Annotated in this window: 28 protein-coding genes; 3 read left to right on the top strand and 25 right to left on the bottom strand. The window is 70.1% G+C overall.

The window, feature by feature from the left end; genetic code table 11:
• Window positions 1-8: 8 nt before the first annotated feature.
• Both rpmI and infC read right to left on the bottom strand, forming a co-directional pair.
• The gene (gene rpmI, locus BJ984_RS10135) at window positions 9-203 is read right to left on the bottom strand and encodes a 50S ribosomal protein L35 (RefSeq protein ID WP_173183874.1); all 195 of its coding nucleotides are present in this window, start codon (window positions 201-203) and stop codon (window positions 9-11) included.
• Between the two features lie 54 nt (window positions 204-257).
• Window positions 258-884 carry a translation initiation factor IF-3 gene (infC, locus tag BJ984_RS10130; RefSeq protein WP_179549414.1) on the bottom strand — a complete coding sequence of 209 codons (627 nt, stop codon included), beginning with the start codon at window positions 882-884 and terminating at the stop codon, window positions 258-260.
• Between the two features lie 244 nt (window positions 885-1,128).
• Here infC and BJ984_RS10125 point away from each other — a divergent pair, with 244 nt between their 5' ends.
• A complete protein-coding gene (locus tag BJ984_RS10125) occupies window positions 1,129-1,479 on the top strand; it encodes a DUF1844 domain-containing protein (RefSeq protein ID WP_173183873.1) in 351 nt (116 codons plus the stop codon).
• Between the two features lie 12 nt (window positions 1,480-1,491).
• Here BJ984_RS10125 and BJ984_RS10120 read toward each other — a convergent pair whose 3' ends face one another.
• The 6 genes from BJ984_RS10120 to BJ984_RS10095 form a co-directional block, all read right to left on the bottom strand.
• Window positions 1,492-2,256: an SseB family protein gene (locus BJ984_RS10120; protein WP_246306700.1), complete on the bottom strand. Its 765-nt coding sequence runs from the start codon at window positions 2,254-2,256 to the stop codon at window positions 1,492-1,494.
• 34 nt (window positions 2,257-2,290) lie between these two features.
• A complete protein-coding gene (gene priA / locus BJ984_RS10115) occupies window positions 2,291-3,037 on the bottom strand; it encodes a bifunctional 1-(5-phosphoribosyl)-5-((5-phosphoribosylamino)methylideneamino)imidazole-4-carboxamide isomerase/phosphoribosylanthranilate isomerase PriA (protein ID WP_179547907.1) in 747 nt (248 codons plus the stop codon).
• A 171-nt stretch (window positions 3,038-3,208) separates the two neighbouring features.
• On the bottom strand, window positions 3,209-3,856 hold the full coding sequence (hisH, locus tag BJ984_RS10110; protein ID WP_179547906.1) for an imidazole glycerol phosphate synthase subunit HisH: 648 nt from the start codon (window positions 3,854-3,856) through the stop codon (window positions 3,209-3,211).
• Window positions 3,853-4,458: an imidazoleglycerol-phosphate dehydratase HisB gene (hisB, locus tag BJ984_RS10105; RefSeq protein ID WP_179547905.1), complete on the bottom strand. Its 606-nt coding sequence runs from the start codon at window positions 4,456-4,458 to the stop codon at window positions 3,853-3,855. Before hisB ends, hisH begins: the two co-directional genes overlap by 4 nt.
• Before the next feature lie 25 nt (window positions 4,459-4,483).
• Window positions 4,484-5,584, bottom strand: coding sequence for a histidinol-phosphate transaminase (locus tag BJ984_RS10100; protein ID WP_179547904.1), 1,101 nt, complete (start codon window positions 5,582-5,584; stop codon window positions 4,484-4,486).
• A 137-nt stretch (window positions 5,585-5,721) separates the two neighbouring features.
• Window positions 5,722-6,072, bottom strand: coding sequence for a LysM peptidoglycan-binding domain-containing protein (locus BJ984_RS10095; protein WP_173183868.1), 351 nt, complete (start codon window positions 6,070-6,072; stop codon window positions 5,722-5,724).
• Between the two features lie 225 nt (window positions 6,073-6,297).
• On the opposite strand from BJ984_RS10095, the gene lexA reads away from it, so the two are divergent.
• Window positions 6,298-6,972, top strand: a complete 675-nt coding sequence (gene lexA, locus BJ984_RS10090; protein WP_173183867.1) for a transcriptional repressor LexA — start codon at window positions 6,298-6,300, stop codon at window positions 6,970-6,972.
• A 133-nt stretch (window positions 6,973-7,105) separates the two neighbouring features.
• On the opposite strand, the gene hflX is transcribed toward lexA, so the two are convergent.
• Window positions 7,106-8,638, bottom strand: coding sequence for a GTPase HflX (hflX, locus tag BJ984_RS10085; protein WP_179547903.1), 1,533 nt, complete (start codon window positions 8,636-8,638; stop codon window positions 7,106-7,108).
• 40 nt (window positions 8,639-8,678) lie between these two features.
• Here hflX and BJ984_RS10080 point away from each other — a divergent pair, with 40 nt between their 5' ends.
• Entirely contained in the window at window positions 8,679-9,284 is a 606-nt protein-coding gene (locus BJ984_RS10080) for a class I SAM-dependent methyltransferase (RefSeq protein ID WP_179547902.1), read from the top strand.
• On the opposite strand, the gene dapF is transcribed toward BJ984_RS10080, so the two are convergent.
• The 16 genes from dapF to BJ984_RS10000 all read right to left on the bottom strand — a co-directional run bounded on the left by dapF (window position 9,281) and on the right by BJ984_RS10000 (window position 26,519).
• Entirely contained in the window at window positions 9,281-10,162 is an 882-nt protein-coding gene (dapF, locus tag BJ984_RS10075) for a diaminopimelate epimerase (protein ID WP_179547901.1), read from the bottom strand. The genes BJ984_RS10080 and dapF overlap by 4 nt on opposite strands.
• A 118-nt stretch (window positions 10,163-10,280) precedes the next feature.
• Window positions 10,281-11,255 carry a tRNA (adenosine(37)-N6)-dimethylallyltransferase MiaA gene (gene miaA, locus BJ984_RS10070; RefSeq protein WP_179547900.1) on the bottom strand — a complete coding sequence of 325 codons (975 nt, stop codon included), beginning with the start codon at window positions 11,253-11,255 and terminating at the stop codon, window positions 10,281-10,283.
• 2 nt (window positions 11,256-11,257) lie between these two features.
• Window positions 11,258-12,913, bottom strand: a complete 1,656-nt coding sequence (miaB, locus tag BJ984_RS10065) for a tRNA (N6-isopentenyl adenosine(37)-C2)-methylthiotransferase MiaB (protein ID WP_179547899.1) — start codon at window positions 12,911-12,913, stop codon at window positions 11,258-11,260.
• A 111-nt stretch (window positions 12,914-13,024) separates the two neighbouring features.
• Window positions 13,025-13,750, bottom strand: a complete 726-nt coding sequence (locus tag BJ984_RS19085) for a regulatory protein RecX (RefSeq protein WP_179547898.1) — start codon at window positions 13,748-13,750, stop codon at window positions 13,025-13,027.
• Between the two features lie 7 nt (window positions 13,751-13,757).
• Window positions 13,758-14,903, bottom strand: coding sequence for a recombinase RecA (gene recA, locus BJ984_RS10055; protein ID WP_179547897.1), 1,146 nt, complete (start codon window positions 14,901-14,903; stop codon window positions 13,758-13,760).
• Between the two features lie 329 nt (window positions 14,904-15,232).
• The gene (locus BJ984_RS10050; protein WP_179547896.1) at window positions 15,233-15,460 is read right to left on the bottom strand and encodes a DUF3046 domain-containing protein; all 228 of its coding nucleotides are present in this window, start codon (window positions 15,458-15,460) and stop codon (window positions 15,233-15,235) included.
• 2 nt (window positions 15,461-15,462) lie between these two features.
• Window positions 15,463-15,771 (bottom strand): helix-turn-helix domain-containing protein, encoded by a 309-nt coding sequence (locus BJ984_RS10045; RefSeq protein WP_173183859.1) that lies wholly within the window; start codon window positions 15,769-15,771, stop codon window positions 15,463-15,465.
• Window positions 15,772-15,943: 172 nt separating this feature from the next.
• On the bottom strand, window positions 15,944-16,444 hold the full coding sequence (locus tag BJ984_RS10040; RefSeq protein ID WP_179547895.1) for a CinA family protein: 501 nt from the start codon (window positions 16,442-16,444) through the stop codon (window positions 15,944-15,946).
• On the bottom strand, window positions 16,441-17,049 hold the full coding sequence (gene pgsA / locus BJ984_RS10035; RefSeq protein WP_179547894.1) for a CDP-diacylglycerol--glycerol-3-phosphate 3-phosphatidyltransferase: 609 nt from the start codon (window positions 17,047-17,049) through the stop codon (window positions 16,441-16,443). The genes BJ984_RS10040 and pgsA overlap by 4 nt, the downstream gene beginning before the upstream one ends.
• Window positions 17,050-17,052: 3 nt before the next feature.
• A complete protein-coding gene (locus tag BJ984_RS10030; protein ID WP_179547893.1) occupies window positions 17,053-19,968 on the bottom strand; it encodes an FtsK/SpoIIIE family DNA translocase in 2,916 nt (971 codons plus the stop codon).
• A 69-nt stretch (window positions 19,969-20,037) separates the two neighbouring features.
• The gene (locus tag BJ984_RS10025; RefSeq protein WP_173183855.1) at window positions 20,038-21,714 is read right to left on the bottom strand and encodes a ribonuclease J; all 1,677 of its coding nucleotides are present in this window, start codon (window positions 21,712-21,714) and stop codon (window positions 20,038-20,040) included.
• 70 nt (window positions 21,715-21,784) lie between these two features.
• On the bottom strand, window positions 21,785-22,762 hold the full coding sequence (gene dapA / locus BJ984_RS10020; protein ID WP_179547892.1) for a 4-hydroxy-tetrahydrodipicolinate synthase: 978 nt from the start codon (window positions 22,760-22,762) through the stop codon (window positions 21,785-21,787).
• Between the two features lie 59 nt (window positions 22,763-22,821).
• A complete protein-coding gene (gene era, locus BJ984_RS10015; RefSeq protein ID WP_179547891.1) occupies window positions 22,822-23,736 on the bottom strand; it encodes a GTPase Era in 915 nt (304 codons plus the stop codon).
• Window positions 23,733-25,067, bottom strand: a complete 1,335-nt coding sequence (locus BJ984_RS10010) for a hemolysin family protein (RefSeq protein WP_179547890.1) — start codon at window positions 25,065-25,067, stop codon at window positions 23,733-23,735. Before BJ984_RS10010 ends, era begins: the two co-directional genes overlap by 4 nt.
• A complete protein-coding gene (ybeY, locus tag BJ984_RS10005; protein ID WP_173183851.1) occupies window positions 25,067-25,531 on the bottom strand; it encodes an rRNA maturation RNase YbeY in 465 nt (154 codons plus the stop codon). Before ybeY ends, BJ984_RS10010 begins: the two co-directional genes overlap by 1 nt.
• Before the next feature lie 7 nt (window positions 25,532-25,538).
• Window positions 25,539-26,519, bottom strand: a complete 981-nt coding sequence (locus tag BJ984_RS10000; protein ID WP_179549412.1) for a PhoH family protein — start codon at window positions 26,517-26,519, stop codon at window positions 25,539-25,541.
• Window positions 26,520-26,619: the final 100 nt, after the last annotated feature.

The raw sequence follows: 26,619 nt of genomic DNA, 5'->3' as shown, positions 1-26,619 counted from the left end.
AGCGGGGGCTACAGGCCGAGAAGCTTCTTGGCGACCTTGGTGTCGGCCTTGGACAGCACCTGGTCCTTGTTCAGGCGAGCCTTGCGCCCGGGAGCCTTGACCTCCAGGTTGTGGCGCATACCGGCCTGCTGCTTCATGATCTTGCCGCTGCCGGTGACCTTGAACCGCTTCTTGGCACCGGAGTGCGTCTTCTGCTTGGGCATGGTTCTCCTTGTGTTGTTCGGGCTTGTCGCGGCCGGGAAGGCCGGTCGGGATTTCTACTCGGCCGAGGTGGCCGGAGCGTCCGGCTCGTCGCCGGGGTTCGTGGGGGCCGGCTCGTGCGCACGGGCCTTGTTCGCGTCGCGCTTCGCGTTCTGCTCGGCCTTGGCCTCTGACTTGTTCTTCAGGGGGCCGATGACCATGACCATGTTGCGGCCGTCGATGGTCGGGGTCGACTCGACGGTGCCGAATTCGGAGACGTCCTCCGCGAAGCGCTGGAGGAGACGGACGCCCTGGTCGGGACGCGACTGCTCACGGCCGCGGAAGAGGATCATCGCCTTGACCTTGTCGCCCGCCTTGAGAAAGCCCTCGGCGCGCTTGCGCTTGGTCTCGTAGTCGTGCACGTCGATCTTCAGGCGGAAGCGCACCTCCTTGAGGATGGTGTTCGCCTGGTTGCGGCGGGCCTCCTTGGCCTTCTGCGCGGCTTCGTACTTGAACTTTCCGTAGTCCATGATCTTCGCGACCGGGGGCTTGGAGTTGGGCGCGACCTCGACGAGGTCGAGGTCAGCCTCCTGGGCGAGCCGGAGCGCGACGTCGATGCTGACGACGCCGACCTGCTCGCCACCGGGGCCCACGAGGCGCACCTCGGGGACACGGATACGGTCGTTTGTACGGGGATCGCTGATGCGTTGCTCCTTAGTTTCGTGTGTGGGCGAAAGCAAGGAACCACGCGCGCTCGCGAATTCTCATTCGCATCACGGCACGTCACACCCGGTCTTCCCGCCGGAGCGGGAGGGGTGTGCAGACCCGGTAACCTGATGAAGCGGTATGCGCGGGTGGGAGATTCTCCACTTTCGTACTGGGGCCGATGACCCCAGAGCCTCGAAGAGTCTAGCAGAGACTCGCCCGAACAGTAAGGACCTCTTCGCGATGAGCGATTCCAGCCACTTCGACGACAGCTCAGACGCCATCCGTGACATCGCGGAGGTGCCGGCCGTCGAGGTCATCACGACCACCGCGGTGCACCTCATGAGCGCCGCCGCCGTGAAGTGCGGCCTGGCCGACGACCCCGATCTCGAGCTCGACCTCGACGAGGCGCGCAAGCTCATCACGGCCCTCGCCGGGCTGGTCACCGCCTCCGCGCCCTTCCTCGGCGACCAGCACGCGCGCAGCCTCCGCGACGGGCTGCGGTCGCTCCAGCTCGCGTTCCGCGAGGCGTCCGCGGTGCCCGACGCCGTCGGCGAGGGCCCGGGCGAGAAGTACACCGGGCCGGTGAACTGAGGCGCGGTCGGCCTAGCCGACCGCGGTCAGGCGCACTCCGAGCGAGTCGACGCGCTCCGCGATGAGCGGATGCGCGGCCCAGCGCTCCTGCAGTCGCGACGTCAGCGCGCCGAGCGCCGCCTGGTCGAGCCCGGGCACGAGGGCCAGCACGACCACGACGTCGTGCCCGAGCATCCGGTAGCCCGGGTCGCCCGCCACGAGACGCAGTGCCGCCACGGCGGGCTCGTCGGCGACGCTCGCCTCGAAGGCCGCCACCACCTCGGGGTCGTCGACGGCGGGGAGCCACGGGGCGCTGCGGGCGATGGCCCAGACCGCGGGTCGGCGCAGCACGAACTCGGTCGCGGAGCCCGGGTCGAGCACGATCAGCTCGGTGCCCTCGGCGACGGCGGCCAGGGCCATCCGGGGAGCCGCGACCGGGATCGGGCGGGCCGAGGGGTTCCAGGCGCCGAGCGCGGCGACGGAGGTGAAGGCCGGGAGCACGGTGCGGCCGCCCGGGCCGGCGACCGTGACGAGCGAGAGCTCCTGCGTCTTGTCGACGCGGAGGCCGGTGGCGGTGACGCCCTCGTCGCCGGCGTGGGCGACGAGGGGAACGAGCAGGCGCACGTCGCGGACGGCGTCGACCACCGCATCCGGGGCCCCCTCCCCCGCGCGGAACGCCGTCAGGGCTGCGAGGAGGGCCGGCGGTGCACTGCCGTCGTCGTCGCTCGGGGCCCCGTGCGACTCGAAGTGCCGGCCCTGCCAGGGCTGACCGGCGGAGTCGGCGAAATGGGAGGGCAGGGCGCGGGCCGCCTCGGGCTGGGCGCCCGGGTCGTCAGTCAGATGCCACGTCCAGGGCTTCGGCGAGGGTGAAGGCGCCGGAGTAAAGGGCGCGGCCGACGATCGCGCCCTCGAGGCCGAGCGGCACGAGCGCGCGCAGCTCGACGAGGTCGTCGAGGCTGGAGATGCCGCCCGAGGCGATGACCGGGCGGGAGGTGCGCTCCATCACCTGGCGGAGGAGGTCGACGTTCGGCCCCTTCAGCGTGCCGTCCTTCGTCACGTCGGTGACGACGTAGCGGGCGCAGCCGGCCTCCTCGAGGCGGTCCATCACGTGCCAGAGGTCGCCGCCGTCCTGCGTCCACCCGCGGGCGGCGAGCGTCGTGCCGCGCACGTCGAGACCGACCGCGACGGCGTCGCCGTACTGGGCGATGACACTGGCGGCCCACTCGGGGTTCTCGAGGGCGGCCGTTCCGAGGTTGATGCGCTTGGCGCCGGACTCCAGCGCGGTCTCGAGGCTCCGGTCGTCGCGGATGCCGCCGGACACCTCGACGCTCACGCCCTTGGCCTGGCGGATGACCTTCTTGATCACGCCGAGGTTGCTGCCGCGGCCGAAGGCGGCGTCGAGGTCGACGAGGTGGATCCACTCCGCGCCCTGCGAGATCCAGTCGGCAGCGGCGTCGACCGGGTCGCCGTGGAAGGTCTCGGTGCCGGCCTCGCCCTGGGTCAGTCGCACGGCCTTGCCGCTCGCGACGTCGACGGCGGGCAGCAGCACGAGGGCCGGTGCCTTGTTGAACTCGCTCATGAGGTGTCCTTGCTGGTGCGGAGGGGGTGGATGCCCCCCGCGATCGTAGCGACTCGGGCGGCCGGCGTCGAAACGGGGGCCGCGCATCCGCTGGGCTGGAGACGCCGGCCGCCCGAGGACGGGGGCCGCGCATCCACCCGCTCGTGGGCCCAGGCCAGTGGAGACCGGGGGTCAACGACGGAGCGAGGCGATCCAGTTGTGCAGCAGGCGGATGCCCGCGTCGCCGGACTTCTCGGGGTGGAACTGGGTGGCCGAGAGCGGGCCGTTCTCGACCGCCGCGATGAAGCGGCCGCCGTGGTCGGCCCAGGTGACCCGCGCCGGGCGGCGCTTGGGGTCGGGGTCGATCTGCCAGTCCTGGGCGGCGTAGGAGTGCACGAAGTAGAAGCGCTCGTCGCGGATGCCGTCGAAGAGCACGGACTCCTCGGGGGCGTCGACCGTGTTCCAGCCCATGTGCGGCACGACGGGCGCCTTGAGCGGCTCGACGACGCCCGGCCACTCGCCGAGGCCCTCGGTGTCGACGCCGCGCTCGATGCCGTCGGCGAACATGACCTGCATGCCGACGCAGATGCCGAGCACGGGGCGGCCTCCGGCGAGGCGGCGGTCGATGACCTCTCCCCCGCGCACGGCGGTCAGCTGGTCCATCACGGCGCTGAAGGCTCCGACGCCCGGGACGAGGAGGCCGTCGGCGTCCATCGCCTTCTGCCGGTCGCCCGTCACGGTGACGTCGGCGCCGGCGCGCTCGAGGGCCTTCGCCGCCGAGTGGATGTTGCCGCTGCCGTAGTCGAGGACGACGACGCTCGGCGCGCTTTTCGTGCTCACAGCGCCCCCTTCGTGGACGGGATGCCCGTGACGAGCGGGTCGAGCGCCTTGGCCTGGCGGAAGGCACGGGCGAAGGCCTTGAACTCGGCCTCGGCGATGTGGTGCGGATCGCGGCCGCCGAGCACGGTGACGTGCACGGTCAGGCCGGCGTTGAAGGTGATGGCCTCGAAGACGTGACGCACCATCGAGCCCGTGAAGTGGCCACCGATGAGGTGGTACTCGAAGCCCGCGGGCTCGCCGGAGTGCACGAGGAAGGGGCGGCCCGAGATGTCGACGACGGCCTGCACCAGCGCCTCGTCGAGGGGCACGAGGGCGTCGCCGAAGCGGGAGATGCCGGCCTTGTCGCCGAGGGCCTGGCGGATGGCCTGGCCGAGCAGGATGCCCGTGTCCTCCACGGTGTGGTGCACGTCGATGTGGGTGTCGCCGGTGGCGCGCACCGTCAGGTCGGTGAGGGAGTGCTTCGCGAAGGCGGTGAGCAGGTGGTCGTAGAACGGCACCGAGGTCTGGATGTCGGAGACGCCGGTGCCGTCGAGGTCGAGGCTCAGCTCGATCGAGGACTCGCTCGTCTCGCGCTGCAGGCGGGCGGTGCGGGGTGCGGTCATGGGGTCAATCCTATCCGCGCTGCTTTCAGGGGCGGGGCGGCGTGAGTTCGCGCATGGCGTCGAGGAAGGCCGTCGTCTCGGCGGCGGTGCCCGCGCTGACACGCAGGTGGCCCGGGATGCTGAGGTTGCGGATGATGATGCCGCGGTCGAGGAGCTGCTGCCAGAGCGCCTCGGGCTCGTCGACGCCGCCGAAGAGCACGAAGTTCGCGGCCGTGGGCCAGGGCGAGTAGCCGAGGGCGGTGAGCTCCTCGACCATGCGGTCGCGCTGTGCCTTGATGTCGTCGACCATCGCGAGCATCTCGGGGGCGTGGGCGAGCGCCGCGACGGCGGCCGCCTGGGTCAGCGCCGAGAGGTGGTAGGGCAGGCGGACGAGCCGCAGCGCATCCGTCACCGCCGGATCGGCAGCCAGGTAGCCGAGGCGGGCGCCCGCGAAGGCGAACGCCTTGCTCATGGTGCGCGAGACGATCAGGCGGGGGCGGCCCTCGAGCAGCGACAGCGCGGTGGGCTCACCGGCGGGGGCGAACTCGGCATAGGCCTCGTCGACCACGACGATGCCGTCGAAGGCGTCGTAGGCGGCTCGGATGGTGTCGAGGCCGAGGGCGGTGCCCGTGGGGTTGTTCGGGGCGCAAAAGAAGACGACGTCGGGGGTGGTCTTCTGGATCCACTCGACCGCCGTGGAGGGCGAGATGAGGAAGCCCGGGTCACGCTCGCCGGCGATCCATTCGGTTCCGGTGCCCTTGGCGATGATGGAGTGCATCGAGTAGGTGGGCGGGAAGCCGAGCACGGAACGGCCGGGGCCGCCGAAGGCCATCAGGATCTGCTGGAGGATCTCGTTGGAGCCGTTCGCGGCCCAGATGTGCTCGCGGGTGATGCCGGAGCCGGGCTCTGTGCCCTCGAGGTAGCCGGCGAGGGACTCGCGGAGGGCGGTGAACTCGCGGTCGGGGTAGCGGTTGACCGTGATGAGCTCGCGGGCGATCGACTCGATGATGTCGCGGGCGACGTCTTCGGGGATGGGGTGGGTGTTCTCGTTGACGTTCAGCTCGACCGGCAGGTGCAGGTGCGGGGCGCCGTAGGGCTCGAGACCACGGAGGTCGTCGCGGATGGGCAGCTCGTCGAGGGAGGTCACCCCGGAATTCTACCGAGCCGCCGTGGGTGGCCGCGGTGCGCGAGCATCGGCCCCGCCGCAGTGGGTGGCCGCGGCACGCGAACATCAGCCCGGCCGGGAACGATGCCCGCGACGGGCGACGGGCGACGGGCCGGCGGTCAGTCGGCGAGGTCGGACGGGACGGCGATGCGCTGGCCGGGCTGGACCGACGAGGTGGCCAGCTGGTTCAGGCTGCGGATCTCGGCGATGACATCGCGCGGGTCGGACTCGGGAGCGATCGTCTCGGCGATGCTCCAGAGCGACTGGCCGGCCTGCACCGTCAGGTAGTCGAACTCGGTCGTGACCGAGGAGCCCGTGGCGACCGCCGAGCCACCCGCGGCGAGGGCCGCGACGCTGAGCGCGGCGACGATCGGTGCGGCGACCACGGCGGCGAGGACCTTGCGGCCCCGCGCCGTGATGCGCAGGTGGGTGCTGGGGGTGGTGCTCACGTTCGCTGCTGCGATGCTCATGATTCCTCCTGGGGTGTTCGCACCGACGGTCGGCCGGGACCGCCGGTGCGAAGTTATGTTCCGAATCTATATTCGAATGTGGCTGCGGTCAAGTGCCGATCTCGGCTGGAATCGCCGACACACTCGAACACAGATGCGTTTTCGAGCAGTTCTCGGATACAGTTTCGATCGACAGCTGAATCACATCACCAACCACCGACATCGGTGGAGGAAGCGCAGGCAGACGTGGCGAACGACACCGGCCGCACCAGACGGCGGAAGAGTCTCAGCGACAAGCAGCTCGCCATCCTCGACGTCATCCAGCGCTCCGTGCTGTCCCGCGGCTATCCGCCGAGCATGCGCGAGATCGGCGACGCCGTGGGCCTCGCCTCGCTCTCCAGCGTCACCCACCAGCTCAACCAGCTCGAGCTCTCCGGCTACCTCCGCCGCGACCCCAACCGGCCGCGCGCGATGGAGGTGCTGATCGACGTGCCATCGCTCGAGGAGTCACCCTCCCCCGACGCCGACTCCGCTCCCCCCGTGGGCGACGCCACTCTGGTGCCGCTGGTCGGCCGCATCGCCGCGGGCATCCCGATCACGGCCGAGCAGCAGGTCGACGAGGTGTTCCCCCTCCCGCGTCAGCTCGTGGGCAACGGCGACCTCTTCATGCTGAAGGTCGTGGGCGAGTCGATGATCGACGCCGCCATCTGCGACGGCGACTGGGTGGTCATCCGGCAGCAGAACACCGCCGAGAACGGCGACATCGTGGCCGCCATGCTCGACGAGGAGGCCACCGTGAAGGTGTTCCGCCAGCGCGACGGGCACACCTGGCTGCTGCCCCGCAACAGCAACTTCGAGCCCATCCTCGGCGACTACGCCACGGTGCTCGGCAAGGTCGTGGCGGTCCTCCGCGCGGTGTAGCGCCCGGCGCCCATCCGCGAGTGGTGCCGTGGAACGACGAATGCCCCGGGCAGTCGTGGGCCCGGGGCATCCGGCAGCGGGCATCCGCTGTCCTTGAGGTGTTCGTGACGGGTTACCGGCCCGGGCCGTCGCGTCAGCGCGCGAACTCGACCAGGCGCTCCTCGAACTCGGGGTTCACCAGGGCGCGCACGTGCGTGCCGCCCTCCTCGTAGTCGGTGCTCAGCACCGTGTTCTTCTCGTGCAGCATCGTGACGACGTCGCCGCGCTCGTAGGGCACCAGCAAGTCGACCTCGACGCTCGGCCGCGGCAGGATCGCGTCGATCGCCGCGAGCAGCTCGGGGATTCCCTCGCCGGTGCGCGCGGAGACGAACACGGCCGTCGGCTCGAGGCCGCGCAGCACCAGCCGGTCGTCGTCGCTGACCAGGTCGGCCTTGTTGAACACGACGATCTCGGGGATGCCCCGCGCACCGGCCTCGCCCATGACGTCGCGCACCGTGGTGATCTGGCTCGCGGGGTCGGGGTGGGAGCCGTCGACGACGTGCACGACGACGTCGGAGTCGGCCACCTCCTCGAGGGTCGACCGGAACGCCTCGACCAGCTGGTGCGGCAGCGCCCGCACGAAACCGACGGTGTCGGCGATCGTGTAGGGGCGGCCGTCCTCGGTCACGTTCTTGCGCACGGTGGCGTCGAGGGTCGCGAACAGCGAGTTCTCGACGAGCACGCCCGCGCTCGTGATGCGGTTCAGCAGCGAGGACTTGCCGGCGTTGGTGTACCCGGCGATGGCCACGCTCGGCACCGCGTTGCGCTTGCGGTTGGCGCGCTTGGCGTCGCGGGCCGGCTTCATCTCCTTGATCTGCTTGCGCAGCTTCGCCATGCGGGTGTGGATGCGGCGTCGATCGAGCTCGATCTTCGTCTCACCGGGGCCACGCGAGCCCATGCCGGCACCCGCGCCGCCCACCTGACCACCGGCCTGGCGGGACATCGAGTCACCCCAGCCGCGAAGACGCGGGAGCAGGTACTCGAGCTGCGCGAGCTCGACCTGCGCCTTGCCCTCGCGGCTCTTGGCGTGCTGGCTGAAGATGTCGAGGATGACGGCCGTGCGGTCGATGACCTTGACCTTCACCACGTCTTCGAGCGCACGCCGCTGGCTCGGGGCCAGCTCGGTGTCGGCGATGACGGTGTCGGCACCGAGGCTCGCCACGATGGCGCGCAGCTCCTCTGCTTTGCCCTTGCCGAAGTAGGTGCTGGGGTCGGGATGCGGCCGGCGCTGCAGGAGGCCGTCGAGCACGACGGCTCCGGCGGTCTCGGCGAGGGCCGCGAGCTCGCGCAGCGAGTTCTCGGCATCACCCAGCGTGCCCTGCGAGTAGACACCGATGATGACGACGTTCTCGAGTCGCAGCTGGCGGTACTCGACCTCGGTGACGTCTTCGAGCTCGGTGGAGAGCCCGGCGACGCGCCGGAGGGACTGGCGGTCTTCGCGGTCGAACTGGTCGCCGTCGTAGCTGGACCCGTCGCGCTCACCGGTGGTGGCGGGGCGCTGGAGGGCCTGGGCCGAACCCTGCTCGAAGAGCGAGTAGCCGCTCGAGCGCTGCTCGGCGCGTGCGAGCACCCGGGCGACGGCGTCATCGCCCGCGCTGGTGTTCTCTGTGATCTCGTGGTCTGACATTGGCGTCAAGACTAGTCTCCTTGTTTGCTAGATTCCCTCTATGGATGGCGAGCACTACTTCTCCGCACAGCCCGCGGGGGAGCTGTCGCTCCGCGAGTTGACGGTCGAGCTGGCCGGCTCGGAGCACCGCCTCACGACGGCATCGGGCATCTTCAGCCCGGATCGGATCGACACCGGCACCCAGGTGCTGCTCGCGAACGTGCCGAAGCCGCCGCCCGGGGGGAATCTTCTCGATCTGGGGTGCGGCTGGGGGCCGATCGCGCTCACACTGGCCCTGGAATCACCGCGTTCGACGGTGTGGGCCGTGGATGTCAACGAGCGTGCTCTGGATCTGGTTCGTCGTAATGCTCACATCATGGGTCTCGAGAATGTCAACGCCGTGAGGCCCGACGATGTTCCCGACGACGTGCGATTCATGACGATCTGGTCGAACCCGCCCATCCGGGTCGGCAAGGCCGAGCTGCACTCGATGCTGCGGCTGTGGCTGCCGCGGCTCGAGCCGGGCACCGAGGCGTGGCTCGTGGTGCAGAAGAACCTCGGGTCGGACTCGCTGCAGCGGTGGATGGACGGGGAGTTCCCCGAGCTGACCGTGCAGCGGGAGGCCACGAGCAAGGCGTTCCGGGTGCTGCGGGCGCGGAAGCGCTAGGCGATCGCCAGGTCGCCCTCGTAGACCAGCTCGGCCGGGCCCGACAGGGCCACGTGCTCACCGTCCTCGGCGGGGAACATGCGCACGCCCACCACGCCTCCGGGGACGGCGACGCTCCAGTGGTTCGGCGCACCCTGGCCGGCCCAGTGACGGGTGGCGAGGGCGGCCGCGGCCGCGCCCGTTCCGCAGCTGAGCGTCTCGCCGCTGCCCCGCTCGTGCACGCGCATCCGGATGTGGCCGACCGCGTCGCGCACCAGGGGGTCGGAGGGGACGACGAACTCGACGTTGGCGCCGTCGACCGGGGCCGGTTCGAGGTGCGGGATGAAGGCGAGGTCGGCCGACTCGAGCTCCTCGTCGTCGGCGAGGGCGACGACGACGTGCGGGTTGCCGACGTTGATGCCGAGCCCCGGACGGGCGACCTGGAGGTTCTTGGCGCGCACCAGGGGCTCGCCGCCGTCGAGCGACCAGCGGCCGAGGTCGACCTGGAAGCCCAGCGCGTTGAGCTGCACGTCGCGCACGCCTGCGCGGGTGCCGATGACGAGCGTCTCGCCCGGGGCCAGCTCGGTGAGGCCGTTGTCGATGAGGTAGCGGGCATAGACGCGGATGCCGTTGCCGCACATCTCGGACAGCGAACCGTCGGCGTTGTGGTAGTCCATGAACCACTCGGCGGCAGGGTCCTCGGCGAGGGCCGCGGCCCCGGCGTCGAGGTTCTGCGACCGCACGGCGCGGATGACGCCGTCGGCGCCCACACCGAAGTGACGGTCGCAGATGGCGGCGATCTGGGCGGGCGTCAGGTCGATCTCGCCGTCGGGATCGGTGAAGAGCACGAAGTCGTTGCCCGTGCCCTGACCCTTGGTGAAGTGCAACTCGGCTGGCATCTGATCAGTCTAGGGCGGTGGGGGTGGGGGCGTGGCCGTGGGGCCCGCGGGTGGGGCGTTGGGCGTGCGCGCGCCTGTCGGGGCCGTGCGGGCGGGGGCGTGCGAGGGCACGCCGTCGCTACGGGGCAGTGAGCGCCGCTGCGGCGGCCCCGAGCGCTTCGGCGTCGAGCACGTCGACGTCGAGGGCGTTCGGGTAACGCTTGAACCAGCTCACCTGGCGACGGGCGTAGCGGCGGGTGAGGGCCTGCGCCTCGGCGATCGCGTCGGCCTCGGTCATCGTGCCGTCGTGCTGGGCGAGTGCCTGGGCGTAGCCGATGGCCCGGGATGCGGTGACGCCGTCGCGGAGGCCCCGCGGCACCAGCCCGGCGACCTCATCGACCAGGCCCGCGGCCCAAATCCGCTCGACCCGCGCATCCAACCGCTCGACGAGCCGCTCGCGCAGGACGCCCAGCCGCACGATCGCGGCGGGGCGCCACAGCACGGGCTCGTCGGGCAGCGTGCCGGACACCGGCTCGCCGGTGAGTTCGACGACCTCGAGCGCCCGCACGAGACGGCGTCCGTTGAACTGGCCGATCGAGGCGGCGGCCTGGGGGTCGATGGCCTTCAGCCGGTCGTAGAGTACGCGGACTCCCCCGCTCTCGAGCTCAGCCTCGAGCCGCGCCCGCACGGCCTCGTCGCGCGCCGGGAAGCGGAAGTCGAAGACGACCGACGAGACGTACAGCCCCGATCCGCCGACGAGGATCGCCGTCCCTCCGCGTCCCACGATGTCGTCGATCGCGGCCCGGGCGGCGGGCTGGTAGGCGGCGACGGAGGCTTCGTCGGTGACGTCGAGCACGTCGAGCAGGTGGTGGGGAACGCCCCGGCGCTCCTCCGGTGGCAGCTTGGCGGTGCCGATGTCCATGCCGCGGTAGAGCTGCATCGCGTCGGCGTTGACCACCTCGGCGAACCCCCCGCGAGCGGCGAGCCGCTCGGCGACGGCCAGGGACAGCTCGGACTTGCCCGTGCCCGTGGCCCCCACCACTGCGATCAACCCCGGGAGCGCTCCCCCGCCGCCCTCACCCTCGGTGGGACGGGCGGGCGGTGTGGCGGACATCGTCAGCCGCGCAGGTCGTCGGTGGGGCTGTAGATGGGCACGGTGGCGACGCCGTGGCCATCCGTGGCACCGGGCGCGAACGTCGAGCGATCCACCGTGACGGCCGGCACGCCGACGCGGAGGGTGGGGAGGCCGAGCGAGACGGGGCGGGTGCCCTCGGCTCCGGATGCGCCGGCCGGCGCCGCGGGGACGCCGCACGACTCGGCCTCCGAGCGGTCCCAGGCGTCACCCGCGCGGGTGCGGCGCACCTCGAGCACGGCGCCGTCGGTGTCGGCGATGAGGTGGAAGGGCGCCGCCTGCGTGATGGTGACCGAGACGACGTCGCCCGGGCGTGGCCGCTCGGATCCGGCCGGCACCTCGAAGTGCACCAGGCGGCTGTCTTCGGCCCGGCCGCTCAGCCGGTTGGTGGCCTGATCCTTCCGGCCCTCGCCGTTCGCGACCAGCACGTTCACGCGACGGCCGATGAGCTTGCGGTTCTCGTCGAGGCTGATGCCCTCCTGCAGGGCGACGAGCCGCTCGTAGCGCTCCTGCACCACCTCGTGCGGAACCTGATCGGGCAGCGTGGCCGCCGGGGTGCCGGGGCGGATCGAGTACTGGAAGGTGAACGCCGAGGCGAAGCGGGCGGCCTCGACCACCCGCATGGTCTCGAGGAAGTCCTCCTCGGTCTCGCCCGGGAAGCCGACGATGATGTCGGTGGAGATCGCCGCGTTCGGGATCTTCTCACGCACACGGTCGAGGATGCCGAGGAACTTCGCCGACCGGTACGAGCGCTTCATCGCCCGCAGGATGCGATCGGAGCCCGACTGCAGCGGCATGTGCAGCTGCGGCATGACGTTGGGGGTCTCGGCCATGGCGTCGATGACGTCGTCGGTGAAGGCCGCCGGGTGGGGGCTGGTGAAGCGGATGCGCTCGAGCCCCGGGATGCTGCCGGCCGCCCGCAGCAGCTTGCCGAAGGCGAGGCGGTCACCGAACTCGACCCCGTAGGAGTTGACGTTCTGGCCGAGCAGCGTGACCTCGATCGCGCCGTCGTCGACGAGCGACTGGATCTCGGCGAGCACCTCGCCCGGTCGGCGGTCTCTCTCTTTGCCGCGGAGCGCCGGGACGATGCAGAAGGTGCAGGTGTTGTTGCAGCCGACCGAGATGGACACCCAGCCGCTGTAGGTGGAGTCGCGCTTGGTGGGCAGTGTCGACGGGAAGGTCTCGAGCGACTCGAGGATCTCGATCTCGGCCGCGTCGTTGTGGCGGGCCCGCTCGAGCAGGCTCGGCAGGGCACCCATGTTGTGGGTGCCGAACACGACGTCGACCCACGGCGCCTTGTCGAGGATGACGCTCTTGTCCTTCTGCGCCAGGCAGCCGCCGACGGCGATCTGCATGCCCTCGTGCCGGCGCTTCACCGACGCCAGGTGGCCGAGGTTGCCGTACAGCTTGTTGTCGGCGTTCTCGCGCACGGCGCAGGTGTTGATGACGACGACGTCTGCCTCGACGCCCTCGGCCTTCACGTAGCCGGCGGCCTCGAGCGAGCCGCTCAGCCGCTCGGAGTCGTGCACGTTCATCTGGCAGCCGAAGGTGCGCACCTCGTAGGTGCGGGCGCGGCCGTCGGTGCCGCGCGACGCGGCAGACGTCTCGATGACCGTCGGTGCTTCACTCACTGTGCTCATGATCGCTCCAGTCTACGAAACCCCGCCCGCCCCGGTGTCCGCGCCAGGCGCCGCGCGGTCAGGGGTGGGTGCCGTGCCCGAGGGCCAGTGGAAGCGGGGTCGCGTTGAGGGTCAGCGGAAGCGCGGGCCGCCGAAGCGTTTGCGGGTGCTCATGGCACGACGGGTGGCCTCGCGGACGATCGTGGAGTTGAAGCCGCGGCGGGTGAGGAAGCCCATGAGGCGGCGCTCGACCGTCGTGTCGTCGTACGCGCTCAGCTGACTGACCCGCTTGGTGGCAGCGTCGAGCGCGAGGGAGAACTCATGGTCGTCGTCGAGACCCTCGAGGGCGGCCGTGACGAGCTCGGACGGGATCTTGCGGGCCGACAGCTCGCGCGAGATCGCACCGCGACTCTTGTGGTCGCGCTCCGACATGCGCTCCACCAGCGCCTCGGCCAAGGCGGCGTCGTTGAGGTAGCCGAGCTCCTCGTAGCGGGCCACGAGCTCCTCGGCCTCCTCGCTCGACGCGCCCTGCGCCTCGAGCAGCGCTTGGGTCTCGCCGGCGGACAGCTGCCGTCGCCCGAGCGCCCGCACCACGGTGTCGCTGACCCGGGCCAGGCGCTCCTCGTCGCTGAGCTGCGGCTCGTCGTCGAACTCGTCGAACTCGTCGTCGTCACCGTCGAATGCCGACGAAGCGGCCCTCGACGGGGCGCCCGACTGCGGGGCGGCCGGACCACCCGAGCCCGAGCCACCCGAACGGCCGAAGGCCGGATGAGCGGCCCCCGACCCTGACCCGGACGCCCCCGCCGGGCGCTTCTGACGATCCCGCCGGGCGGCGTCGAGGCTGACGATGTCGTTCACGCGGCTCCTAGGCGCCCTTGCGGCCGGCGGCCAGCTTGGGCGCGATCGGCTCGACGGTGGCGCCCGAGGCCTTGGCGGCGGCCGAGGCCTTCGCGGCCGAGGCGGTGGCAGCCGACGCCGTGGCGGCCGTGGCGGCGGCCAGCGCGGCGGCACCCGCCTCACCCACGCCGAGCTTCGCGAGGATCTTGTTCTCGATCTCGAGCGCGATGTCGGGGTTCTCCTTCAGGAAGCGGCGCGAGTTCTCTTTGCCCTGACCGAGCTGGTCGCCGTCGTAGGTGTACCAGGCGCCCGACTTGCGGACGATCTCGTGCTCGACGCCGAAGTCGATCAGGCTGCCCTCGCGGGAGATGCCGACGCCGTACAGGATGTCGAACTCCGCCTGCTTGAAGGGCGGCGCCATCTTGTTCTTGACGACCTTGACGCGGGTGCGGTTGCCGACGGCCTCGGTGCCCTCTTTCAGGGTCTCGATGCGGCGGATGTCGAGGCGGACCGAGGCGTAGAACTTCAGCGCCTTGCCACCGGCGGTGGTCTCGGGGCTGCCGAAGAACACACCGATCTTCTCGCGCAGCTGGTTGATGAAGATCATCGTGGTGTTGGTCTGGTTCAGGCCACCGGTGAGCTTGCGGAGGGCCTGCGACATCAGGCGGGCCTGGAGACCCACGTGCGAGTCGCCCATCTCGCCCTCGATCTCGGCGCGGGGCACGAGCGCGGCCACGGAGTCGATGACGATGAGGTCGATGGAGCCCGAGCGCACCAGCATGTCGGCGATCTCGAGGGCCTGCTCCCCGGTGTCGGGCTGCGACACGAGGAGGGAGTCGATGTCGACGCCGAGCTTCTTGGCGTACTCGGGGTCGAGTGCGTGCTCCGCGTCGATGAAGGCGGCGATGCCCCCGGCGCGCTGCGCGTTCGCGATGGCGTGCAGCGTGAGCGTGGTCTTTCCCGAGGACTCCGGGCCGTAGATCTCGACGATGCGGCCACGGGGAAGACCTCCGATGCCGAGCGCGACGTCGAGGGCGATCGACCCGGTGGGCACGACCTCCACGGGTGCGCGGTCGTCGCTGCCGAGGCGCATGACCGACCCCTTGCCGAACTGACGGTCGATCTGGGCGAGCGCTGTCTCGAGTGCTTTTTCGCGGTTTGCGTCTGACGGCATGGCGTCTTCCTTCTGTCGTGCGGCCTGGGTTCTGTGACCCGGTGTCGCGATGGTGTGCCCACAGGCTGTCGTGTGCGGGTGATCTGTCGATCGGGCAACGACAGGGCGTTTTTCGGGAGTTCATCGAACAGGTTCCACGCTAGGCAGGACCACCGACATCCGTCGTGGGCCCGTGCCATCTGTGGAGAACGTCTTCGATTCTCTCGATGTGCAGAAGCCTACTTAGAACCGAAGATATGTTCGAGAGGCCGGCGCGGCGTGTCGGGCGCGAAAAAGGCCCCCGGAGCATCCGGGGGCCTTTGTCAGAGAAGCAGCGCGAGAACCAGCCTCTATCCGCGAGGCTGGGCCGGCAGACCGGCTCCGTGCCAGCGTTCACGCGGAACGTCGGCGGCCCGGCAGACCGCGAGCCACACCTCACGCGGGGAGATTCCTGCCTTCAGAGCCTGTTCGGGAGTGCGATCGCCGAGGTCGACCAGAATGAGATCGCTGGTGACGACCTGGCCGTACGCATCGCCGAACTCCTCGGCGACGGCCTGCCGGAATTCGCTCAGGCGCACTCTCAGCGGGCGACGAGGTCGGCGTCGAAGTCGGCGACGAACTCGTCGGGGATGGTGTCGGGAATGGGATCGATGCCCTCGACCACGGCGAGCCGGTCTCCGACCTCGCGCATGATCACCGAGATGGGCGTGTCGAGAGCATCGGCGACCGATGCGAGGATCTCGCTCGAGGCCTCTTTCTGACCACGCTCGACCTCGCTCAGGTAGCCGAGCGCGACGCTCGCCTTACTTGCCACTTGACGAAGGGTGCGGCCCTTCTGCAGGCGGAAGTCCCGAAGCACGTCGCCGATCTCCTGACGAACTAGAATCACTGGACCCTCCTTGCGTTCAGTCACGGTCTTCTCGAGTGGCTCTCGAACCGCGGTTGCCGGTGGTTCGTAGCAGAAACTCTAAGCGACGGGGACTGGACATATCTTGTGAATGACATCAGATGTAACGAGATCGAAACGCACCGCATTCCCGGCTGGGCGGCGTGCCGGAACCTCACAGGAACTCCACCAGAAGATCGAGTGCGCGGGCCACGACGGCGGCCCTGACGGTGCCGCGGTCGCCCTCCGCGTGCAGCTCCACGAAGCGCACCTCGTTGCCGATCGCGAGCCCGATGAAGGCGGTGCCGGGCGGATGCCCGTCCTGCGCGTCCGGCCCGGCGACACCGGTCGTCGACAGCCCGATCCACGGCTCCTCGCCGTCGACGACCAGCGCGGTGCGAACCCCGACGGCCATCTGCAGCGCCACGTCGGGATGGACGGGACCGTGCGCGGCCAGCACCTCGGCGTCGACGCCGAGCACGCTGTGCTTGATGCGGGTGTCGTAGGCGATCACTCCCCCGCGCAGCACGGCGGAGGCGCCGGGCACCTCGACGAGGGCCGCGGCCAGCAGGCCTCCGGTGAGCGACTCGGCGACGCCGATCGTGACGTGCCGCGCGGTCAGGGTCTCGACGACCCGACGGGCGACCTCGAAGGTCGGCGACGGAGCCGAGCTCACGCCGCGCTCTTCGGGGTGCGGTTCAGGCGCCAGGCCTGCACGAGGTAGTCGATGCCGGTGACGACGGTGAGCACCAGGGCGATGGCCATGAAGACGGCGTTGACCCAGTTCATCCAGTCGCCCAGGAGGTTCGGGAACGGCAGCAGCGCGAGCGAGATGGCGACCGACTGCGCGAGCGTCTTGAGCTTGCCGCCGCGCGAGGCCGGGATGACCCGGTCGCTCAGCTGCACGAAGCGCCACACGGTGATGCCGATCTCGCGCACCAGGATGACGATCGTCACCCACCACGACAGCTCGGCCAGGATCGACAGGCCGACGAGCGCGGCCCCCGTGAGCACCTTGTCGGCGATCGGGTCGAGCAGCTTTCCGAGGTCGGTGACGAGATTGCGGCTGCGGGCGATGTGCCCGTCGATGCCATCGGTGGCGATCGCGAGGATGAACAGCACGGCGGCCGCCCAGCGCAGCCCGCCGTCTGCACCGTTGTCGGTCAGCAGCATCACGAAGAACACCGGGGCGAGCAGGATGCGCACGATCGTGATCGCGTTCGGCAGGTTCCAGTTGCTCGGCTTCGCCACCGCGCCGCCTGTGTGCTCGGTGCTGCTCACGTGCTACTCCCTGCCGGTCAGTCCCCAGGCGTCCTCATCGGACGAGTCCGCCTCGACCTCAGGGTACTGGGAGAGCGCGTCGCCCACCGCATCCGAACCGTAGCGGTCCTCCGACACGAGCCCGGCCGACGAAGCAGCAGCAGCAGAGGCAGAGGCAGAGGCAGCAGCCGAAGCCCCCGCGCTCGACCCGCCCCGGATCATCGACAGCACCGCCGGCAGCTGCTCCGCCGTGACCAGCACGTCGCGCGCCTTCGACCCCTCCGACGGCCCGACGATCTCGCGCGACTCCAGAAGGTCCATCAACCGGCCCGCCTTGGCGAAGCCGACCTTGAGCTTGCGCTGCAGCATCGAGGTCGAGCCGAACTGCGTGTTGACGACCAGCTCGGCGGCCGCGAGCAGCAGCTCGAGGTCGTCACCGATGTCGGCGTCGATCTGCTTCTTCTCGGCCGTGACCGCGACGTCGTCGCGGTACTCGGGCCGGGCCTGGCGGGTGACGTGCTCGACGACCTTCGCGATCTCGGGCTCGCTCACCCAGGCGCCCTGCACGCGGATGGACTTCGACGAGCCCATCGGCAGGAACAGGGCGTCGCCCTGGCCGATCAGCTTGTCGGCACCGGGCTGGTCGAGGATGACGCGGGAATCGGTGACGCTGGTGACGGCGAAGGCGAGCCGCGAGGGCACGTTCGCCTTGATCAGACCGGTGACGACGTCGACCGAGGGCCGCTGCGTGGCGAGCACCAGGTGGATGCCCGATGCACGCGCCAGCTGGGTGATGCGCACGATCGAGTCCTCGACGTCACGCGGGGCGACCATCATCAGGTCGGCGAGCTCGTCGACCACGACCAGCAGGTAGGGGTACGGCTTCAGCACCCGCTGCGAGGCCGGCGGCAGCTGGATCTCGTCGTTGATCACCGCGCGGTTGAAGTCGTCGATGTGCCGGAAGCCGAAGCTCTCGAGGTCGTCGTACCGCATGTCCATCTCCTTCACCACCCACGACAGCGCCTCGGCCGCCTTCTTGGGGTTGGTGATGATGGGGGTGATCAGGTGCGGCACGCCCTGGTAGGCGGTGAGCTCGACGCGCTTCGGGTCGATCAGCACCATGCGCACCTCGCTGGGCTTCGCGCGCATCAGCACCGAGGTGACCATCGAGTTGATGAAGCTCGACTTGCCGGAACCGGTCGAGCCGGCCACGAGGAGGTGGGGCATCTTGGCGAGGTTCGCGAGCACGAACTTGCCCTCGACGTCTTTACCGACGCCGATGGTCATCGGGTGGGGGTCGTTCATCGCCTTCTGCGACCGCAGCACGTCGCCGAGCGACACGGTCTCGCGGTCGGTGTTGGGGATCTCGATGCCGATGGCGCTCCGGCCCGGGATGGGCGACAGGATGCGCACCTCGTTGGATGCGACCGCGTACGAGAGGTTCTTCGACAGCGCCGTGACGCGTTCGACCTTGACGCCCGGGCCGAGCTCGATCTCGTATCGCGTGACGGTGGGGCCCCGCGAGAAGCCGGTGACCGTGGCGTCGACCGAGAACTGCTTCAGCACGTCGGTGATGGCGCGCACGATGTCGTCGTTCACCGCCGAGCGGGCCTTGGAGGGCTCGCCGACGGAGAGGTTCGCGACCGAGGGCAGGCGGTAGTTCGCCGGGTCGGAGGCCGGCGCCGGGGCCGGCATGCCGTCGACGGCACCCGTGCCCGAGAGGTCGAGCGGAGCATCCGGGATCGGAGTCGCGAACGCGGGCAGGCCCTCGGTCGACTCGTCGTCGAGGAGCCCGGTGGTCTGCAGCCGGCCGGGCAGGATCTCGCCGGTGACGCGCTTGATGGCCTGCTCGGCGGCCTCCATGTCGTGCAGCAGACCCGAGCCGAAGCTCTCGGTGCTGTCGAGGTCGGTGGGATGCACGACCTCGGCCGGGCTCTCGAACGGGCCCTCGGGCGCGGGCGTGCGGTCTTCGATGCGGGGCTGCAGCGGCGGGGCCGACGACTCGGGGTCTTCTTCGCGGCCGCTGGAGTTGCGCCGCCACCAGGGCAGGGCACCCGACTCTTCGGGTGTTGCTTCGAGGTCGAGCATGTTCGGATCGTCGCTCTCGGCCGAGCGCCCGCGTCGGCCGCGCTTGTCGGCGACGGGGGCGGTCGCGTCCGAGCCGGGGGCGACGGGCGCACCGGAGGCGTCGGACTCCTCGGCCGCTCCGAAGAGGTAGGCGTACAGCTCGCGCAGGCGCCGCCCGATGCGGTTCGGGGGCGTCTTGGTGATGATGAACAGCGACAGCGTGAGCAGCACGATCAGCACGGCGGCCGAGCCGGCCGGGGTGATCAGCGCGGCGAGCGGGGCCGCGGCGATCCAGCCGATCACGCCACCGGCCAGCGCCAGAACCTCCATGCCCTGCGACGGATCGGGGGCCTGGCTGAAGATGTGGCAGAGACCCGAGACCGTGACGAGGAAGACGCTCAGGCCGATGCCGATGCGCCCGTTGTCGTGCACCGAGCTCGGATGGCGGAACAGCCAGATGGCCAGCAGCATCAGGATGACGGGGAGCGCGTAGGAGACACGGCCGAACAGGCCGCCGAAGGTCCACGCGTTGATGGCGACGGCCACCTCGTTGGAGGCGAGGAACCACTCGGTGATCGCCCCCGCGACCGCGAGCACGAAGAACAGGAAGGGGAGGCCGTCGCGGCGCTCGTCCTTCGCCAGCTTCTCGGTGCCGAAGGCGCGCGCGGCGCCGCCGGTGACATGCGCCAGCCCGAGCCAGAACGTGGTGAGCGGGTTGGGGCCCTGCTCCTCCTGGATGACCGGGTACTTCACGGTCTTCTGGGCGGCGGTGCGGGCGGGCGCCTTGCGGGGCGTCGCGGCCGCTGCCGTGCCCCGCGTCGAGCGCGGGGTGGACGCCGGTTTGCGGGGCGTCGACTTACTGCTGGTGGCCATGGTTTCACGCTACCCGCGGCCGGTGACAGCAGGCCGTCACCGACCGCGGGTGTTGGAAATCAGTGCGTGCTACGCCTCGATGACGACCGGCACGATCATCGGCCGGCGACGGAACGAGGCGCTGACCCAGCGGCCCACGACGCGGCGGACGACCTGCTGCAGGGCGTGGCTGTCGCGCGTGCCGTTCTGCGCGGCCTCGGCCAGGGCGGCGATGACCTTGGGCTTCAGCGCGTCGAAGACCTTGTCGTCCTCGGCGAAGCCCTTGGCGTGGATCTCGGGGCCCGAGACGACCTTGCCGGTCTGGGCCTCGACCACGACGATGATCGAGATGAAGCCCTCCTCGCCCAGGATGCGCCGGTCTTTCAGGTCGGCGTCGGTGATCTCGCCGACCGTCGAGCCGTCGACGTAGACGAAGCCGAGGTCGTACTGGCCGACCACCTTCGCCACGCCGTTCTTCAGGTCGATGACCGTTCCGTCTTCGCCGATGAAGGTGTTCTCGGCCGGAACGCCGGTCTCGATCGCCAGCTTCTGGTTCGCGACCAGGTGACGGTACTCGCCGTGCACGGGCAGCACGTTCTTCGGCTTCAGGATGTTGTAGCAGTAGAGCAGCTCGCCGGCGGCCGCGTGGCCCGAGACGTGCACCTTGGCGTTGGCCTTGTGCACGACGTTGGCGCCGAGCTTGGTGAGGCCGTTGATGATGCGGTACACGGCGTTCTCGTTGCCCGGGATGAGGCTCGACGCGAGGATGACCGTGTCGCCCTCGCCCACCTCGATCTGGTGCTCGAGGTTGACCATGCGCGACAGCACGGCCATCGGCTCGCCCTGCGACCCGGTCGACATGTAGACGATCTTGTCGTCGGGGATGTCGCCGGCCTTCTTGAAGTCGACCAGCACGTTGTCGGGCACCTTGAGGTAGCCGAGCTCGGCGGCGATGGTCATGTTGCGCACCATCGAGCGGCCGAGCAGCGCCACGCGGCGGCCGTTGGCGGCCGCGGCGTCGAGCACCTGCTGCACGCGGTGCACGTGGCTGGAGAAGCTGGCCACGATCACGCGGCGGGGCGCGCGCTCGATGATCGACTCGAGCACCGGTCCGATGTCGCGCTCGGTGGGCGTGAAGCCCGGCACGTCGGCGTTGGTGGAGTCGGGCAGGAACAGGTCGACGCCCTCCTCACCCAGGCGGGCGAAGGCGCGGAGGTCGGTGAGCCGGCCGTCGAGCGGCAGCTGGTCCATCTTGAAGTCACCGGTGTGCAGCACGAGGCCGGCCGGGGTCTTGATGGCCACCGCGAGGGCGTCGGGGATGGAGTGGTTGACGGCCACGAACTCGCACTCGAACGGGCCGAGGTTCTCGACCTGTCCTTCGGCGACGTCGAGCGTGTACGGCTTGATGCGGTGCTCCTTGAGCTTCGCCTCGACGAGTGCGAGGGTCAGCGCCGAGCCGATCAGCGGGATGTCCTCCCGCAGCTTCAGGAGATAGGGCACGGCGCCGATGTGGTCCTCGTGGCCGTGCGTGAGCACGATGCCGACGATGTCGCGGAGGCGGTCGCGCACGACGCTGAAGTCGGGCAGGATCAGGTCGACGCCGGGCTGGTGCTCCTCGGGGAAGAGCACGCCGCAGTCGACGACGAGCAGCTTGCCGCCGAACTCGTAGACCGTCATGTTGCGGCCGATCTCGCCGAGTCCGCCCACGGGGGTGACTCGCAGGGTTCCGGCCTCGAGGGGCGGAGGAGTGATGATGGGGCTCTGCATGGGCCCTCCTAGTTCTTCTTCTGATGCAGGTGCGCGCGTCGTGCGCGCGCTGTGGCTGATGGCACCCGCCTCAGCGGGTGGTGCCCGCCACCTTGGGCAGCGCTCCGCCGGCGGCCGCGTTGCGGTCGGGGCGGAAGTTGCCGAGGTCGAGACCGGGGATGTCGCGCACGAGATCGATCTCGCTCTCGATCTGCGCGGCCTCCCATTCCTCGGGCCCCACGAGGGGCAGGCGGACGCGCGGGCTGGCGATACGGCCGAGCCCGTGCAGGATGTACTTGGCGGCGACCGTGCCCGGGACGTGCGTCATGACCGCACGCACGAGCGGCTCGAGCGCCTGGTGCGCCTTGGTGGCCGTGGCGAGGTCGCCCGCGTTCACGGCGTCGACGATCACCCGGTAGGGCGCCGGCGCGATGTTCGCGGTGACCCCGATGAGCCCGGCGGCGCCGATCGCCATGTGCGGCAGCACGTTGGCGTCGTCGCCCGAGAAGTAGAGCAGGCTCGTCTGGTTCAGCACCCGGCTGACCTCGCTGAAGTCGCCCTTGGCGTCCTTGACGGCGAGGATGTTCGGGTGCTTCGCCAGCCGGAGGATGGTGTCGTACTTGATCGGCACCCCGGTGCGACCCGGGATGTCGTACAGGATGACCGGCAGGTCGGTGGCGTCGGCGATCATGCGGAAGTGCGTGAGGATGCCGGCCTGGGTGGGCTTGTTGTAGTACGGCGTGACGACGAGGTTGCCGTCGGCGCCCGCCTTCTCGCTCTGCCGGGCGAGCTGCATGGCGTGCGCGGTCTCGTTCGAGCCGCCGCCCGTGATGATCTTCGCGCGACCTGCCGCGACCGACTTGCCGACCTCGACGAGGCGGATCTTCTCGGGGTCGGTCAGGGTCGACGTCTCACCCGTGGTGCCCGAGACGACGATGCCGTCGGCCCCGCCCACGATGAGGTCGTCGATGAGCTTCTCGACACCGGGCCAGTCGACCTCGCCGTCGGCGGTGAACGGGGTGACCATGGCGACCAGCACCTGGCCGAACGGGTTCGAAGCGTATGACACGTCTACAGGGTATCGGTTCCCGGCGCCACGGCGATCAGACCGGGCATCCGGATGCCCGCTCAGAAGCCCAGCCGGCCGAGCAGCTTCGGGTCGCGCTGCCAGTCCTTCGCGACCTTCACCCGGATGTTGAGGTACACCTGGCTGCCGAGCAGCGGCTCGATCTCGGCCCGGGCACGCGCCCCGACCTCGCCGAGGCGGGAGCCCTTCGGGCCGATGATGATGCCCTTCTGGCTGTCGCGCTCGACGAAGAGGTTGGCGTAGATCTCGACCAGCTCCTTGTCTTCCCGCTGGCGCATGTCGTCGATCGTCACCGCGATGGAGTGCGGCAGCTCGTCGCGCACGCCCTCGAGCGCCGCCTCGCGGATGAGCTCGGCGACCCGGCTCTCGATGCCCTCGTCGGTGTACTGGTCGTCGGGGTAGAGCCGCTCCGAGCGGGGCAGCAGACGGATGAGCTCGCTGGTGAGCACGTCGAGCTGGATGCGGCTGGTCGCCGACACGGGGACCACGGTCTCCCAGTCGCGGAGCTCGGAGATCGCGAGCAGCTGCTCCCCCACCTGCTGCTTCGAGGCCGAGTCGATCTTCGTGACGATCGCGACCTTCTTGGCCTTCGGGTACTGGTCGAGCTGCTCGTTGATGAAGCGGTCGCCCGGGCCGAGCTTCTCATCGGCCGGCAGGCAGAAGCCGATCACGTCGACCTCGCCGAGGGTGGACTGGACCAGCGAGTTCAGTCGCTCGCCGAGCAGCGTGCGCGGGCGGTGCACGCCGGGGGTGTCGACGAGGATGAGCTGCCCGGCCGGGTCGTGCACGATGCCGCGGATGGTCTGCCGGGTGGTCTGCGGCTTGGGGCTCGTGATGGCGACCTTCTCGCCGACCAGTGCGTTCGTGAGGGTCGACTTGCCCACGTTGGGGCGGCCGACGAAGGTCACGAAGCCCGCCCGGAAGTCGTCGGGGCCGGGGGTGCCGGTGTCGGTCATGCGTTCTCCTTGCTGGGGGCGGTGCCGGCGGCGACGTCGTCGGCAGGCTCCTGACCATTGTCGGGGTCGGCGGGCTCGGCGCGGTGCACGAGCACCGTGACGACCCGCTTCCGCCGGCCGTCGATGCGGTCGGCGGTGAGCACCAGGCCGAGCGCCTCGGCGGTGGAACCCGCCTCGGGCAGCCGGCCGAGCGCCTTGGTGAGCAGGCCTCCGACGGAGTCGACGTCGTCGTCGTCGAGCTCGAGGTCGAACAGCTCGCCGAGCTCGTCGACCGGCAGCCGGGCGCTGACCCGGTAGCCGGCGTCGTCGTCGAGCGGCTCGACCTCGACCACGTCGCGGTCGTACTCGTCGGAGATGTCGCCGACCAGCTCCTCGATCAGGTCTTCGAGCGTGACGAGGCCGGCGATGCCGCCGTACTCGTCGACGACCATGGCGAGGTGGTTCGACTCGGTCTGCATCTGGCGCAGGGTGTCGTCGACCTTCTTCGACTCGGGGATGAAGAGGGGCTGCCGCGCGAGCTCGCGCACCGGCATCGTGTCGACGAGGGTGGGCCGTTCGTAGCTGACCCGGGCGACGTCGCGGAGGTGCAGCACGCCCGCGATCTCGTCGACGTCGTCGTCGACCACGACCGGGATGCGCGAGACGCCCTTGCTGAGGAACAGACCGAGCCCGTGCCCCACGGTCGCGTCGTCGTCGATCGTGACCATGTCGGTGCGCGGGATCATCACCTCGCGCACGACGGTGTCGTTGAACTCGAGGATCGAGTGGATGAGCTCCCGGTCGTCCTCCTCCAGCACGTCGAGCTCGGTGGCCTCGTCGACCATGCTGAGCAGCTGCTCCTCGGAGGCGAAGCCCGCCGAGCGGGCGCGGGCCGGCGTGACGCGGTCGCCGATGGCGACGAGCAGGTTCGCGATCGGGCCGAGGAACACCCGCACGATGTGCACCGCCACGGCGCCGTAGCGCACGACGACCCGCGGATGCACGCGCCCGACGCTGCGCGGGCTCGAGCCCACGAGCACGAACGACACCACGATCATCACCACCGCCGAGACGACGAGCGCGATCCACAGCTCGTCGATCGTGAAGGCGAAGGAGATGGTGACGAGCACCGCCGCGGTCGTCTCGAACACGACGCGAGCGAAGTTCGCGGCGTTCAGGTGCGCGCCCACGTCGTTCGCGATGGCGCGGAGCGACCGCTTGGCGCGGTAGCGCTCGGCGAGGTCGAGCATGTCGCCGCGGGACAGCGACGTCATCGCCGAGTCGACCGCTGCGAACAGGCCGCCCAGGGCGACCAGCACCACGGCGGCGAGGAGGAAGACGACGATCGTCATTACCGGCGGCGGCGCTCGCTCATCGCGTAGCCGACCAGGATGTCGCGCTGGATGCCGAACATCTCCCGCTCCTCCTCGGCGTCGGCGTGGTCGAAGCCGAGGAGGTGCAGCATGCCGTGCGTCGTCAGCAGCAGCAGCTCCTCCAGCGTGGAGTGCCCCGCCGTCTGCGCCTGCGACTCGGCGACCTGCGGGCAGAGCACCACGTCGCCGAGGAGCCCCGCGGGGGTCGGCATGTCTTCGGTGCCGGGGCGCAGCTCGTCCATCGGGAAGCTGAGCACGTCGGTGGGGCCGGGCTCGTCCATCCACTGCACGTGCAGCTGCTCCATCGCCGCCTCGTCGACGAGCACGATCGCGAGCTCGGCGTCGGGGTGGACGTGCAGGAAGTCGAGCGCGAACGTCGCGAGCCGGAGCAGCGCCGTCTCGTCGACCTCGACCGACGACTCGTTGTTGACCTCTATCGACACGGGGTGTCTACCGCTTTCCCTTGGTGTAGCGGCGATCGCGCTCGCTGCTGAAGTCGTGCCCCTGCTGGCGGGCCAGCTGCACCTGGTCGTACTCGGTGTATGCGTCGACGATCTGGCCCACGAGGGTGTGCCGCACGACGTCGGCACTCGTCAGGAGCGCGAAATGGATGTCGTCGATGCGGTCGAGGATGCGGCTGACGACCTGCAGGCCCGAGGTGCCGTTCGGCAGGTCGACCTGCGTGATGTCACCCGTGACGACCATCTTCGAGCCGAAGCCGAGCCGGGTGAGGAACATCTTCATCTGCTCCGGCGTGGTGTTCTGCGCCTCGTCGAGCACGATGAAGGAGTTGTTCAGCGTGCGACCGCGCATGTAGGCCAGCGGTGCCACCTCGATGGTGCCGGCGGCCAGGAGCTTGGGCACGATCTCCGGATCCATCATCTCGTTCAGCGCGTCGTAGAGCGGCCGCAGGTAGGGGTCGATCTTGTCGGTGAGGGTGCCGGGCAGGTAGCCCAGCCGCTCGCCCGCCTCGACGGCCGGGCGGGTCAGGATGATCCGCTCGACCTCCTTGCGCTGCAGCGCCTGCACGGCCTTCGCCATCGCGAGGTAGGTCTTGCCGGTGCCGGCGGGCCCGATGCCGAAGACGATGGTGTTCTCGTCGATCGAGTCGACGTACTCCTTCTGGCCGAGGGTCTTCGGTCGCACGCTCTTGCCGCGGGCGGTCACGATGGCCTGGCTGAGCAGTTCGGCCGGGCTCGAGCCGCGGTCGTTCTCGAGGATGCGCGCCGACGACGACACCTCGGTGGGCGTCAGCTCGTGGCCGTTGCGCACCATCTGCAGCAGCTCCTCGACGAGGCGGCGGGCGGCGTCGACCTGATCGGCCGGGCCGGAGATGGTGATGTCGTTGCCGCGCACGAGCACGGAGACCTCGGGGAAGCGGCGCTCGACGGTGGTCAGCAGCCGGTCTTGGGGGCCGAGCAGGCGCACCATCTCGATGCCGTCGATGTGCAGCTTGGCCTCGGAGCGCTCGCCCTGCGAGGAGCCGTCGGCGCGTGAGGGGCTGGTGCCCCGGGAGGCCTGGGGGGTGGGT

This window comes from Herbiconiux flava (assembly GCF_013409865.1).
GTDB classification, from domain to species: domain Bacteria; phylum Actinomycetota; class Actinomycetes; order Actinomycetales; family Microbacteriaceae; genus Herbiconiux; species Herbiconiux flava.
The sequence above is the reverse complement of the archived record's forward strand: the minus strand, read 5'-3'. Positions and strand labels throughout refer to the sequence as shown.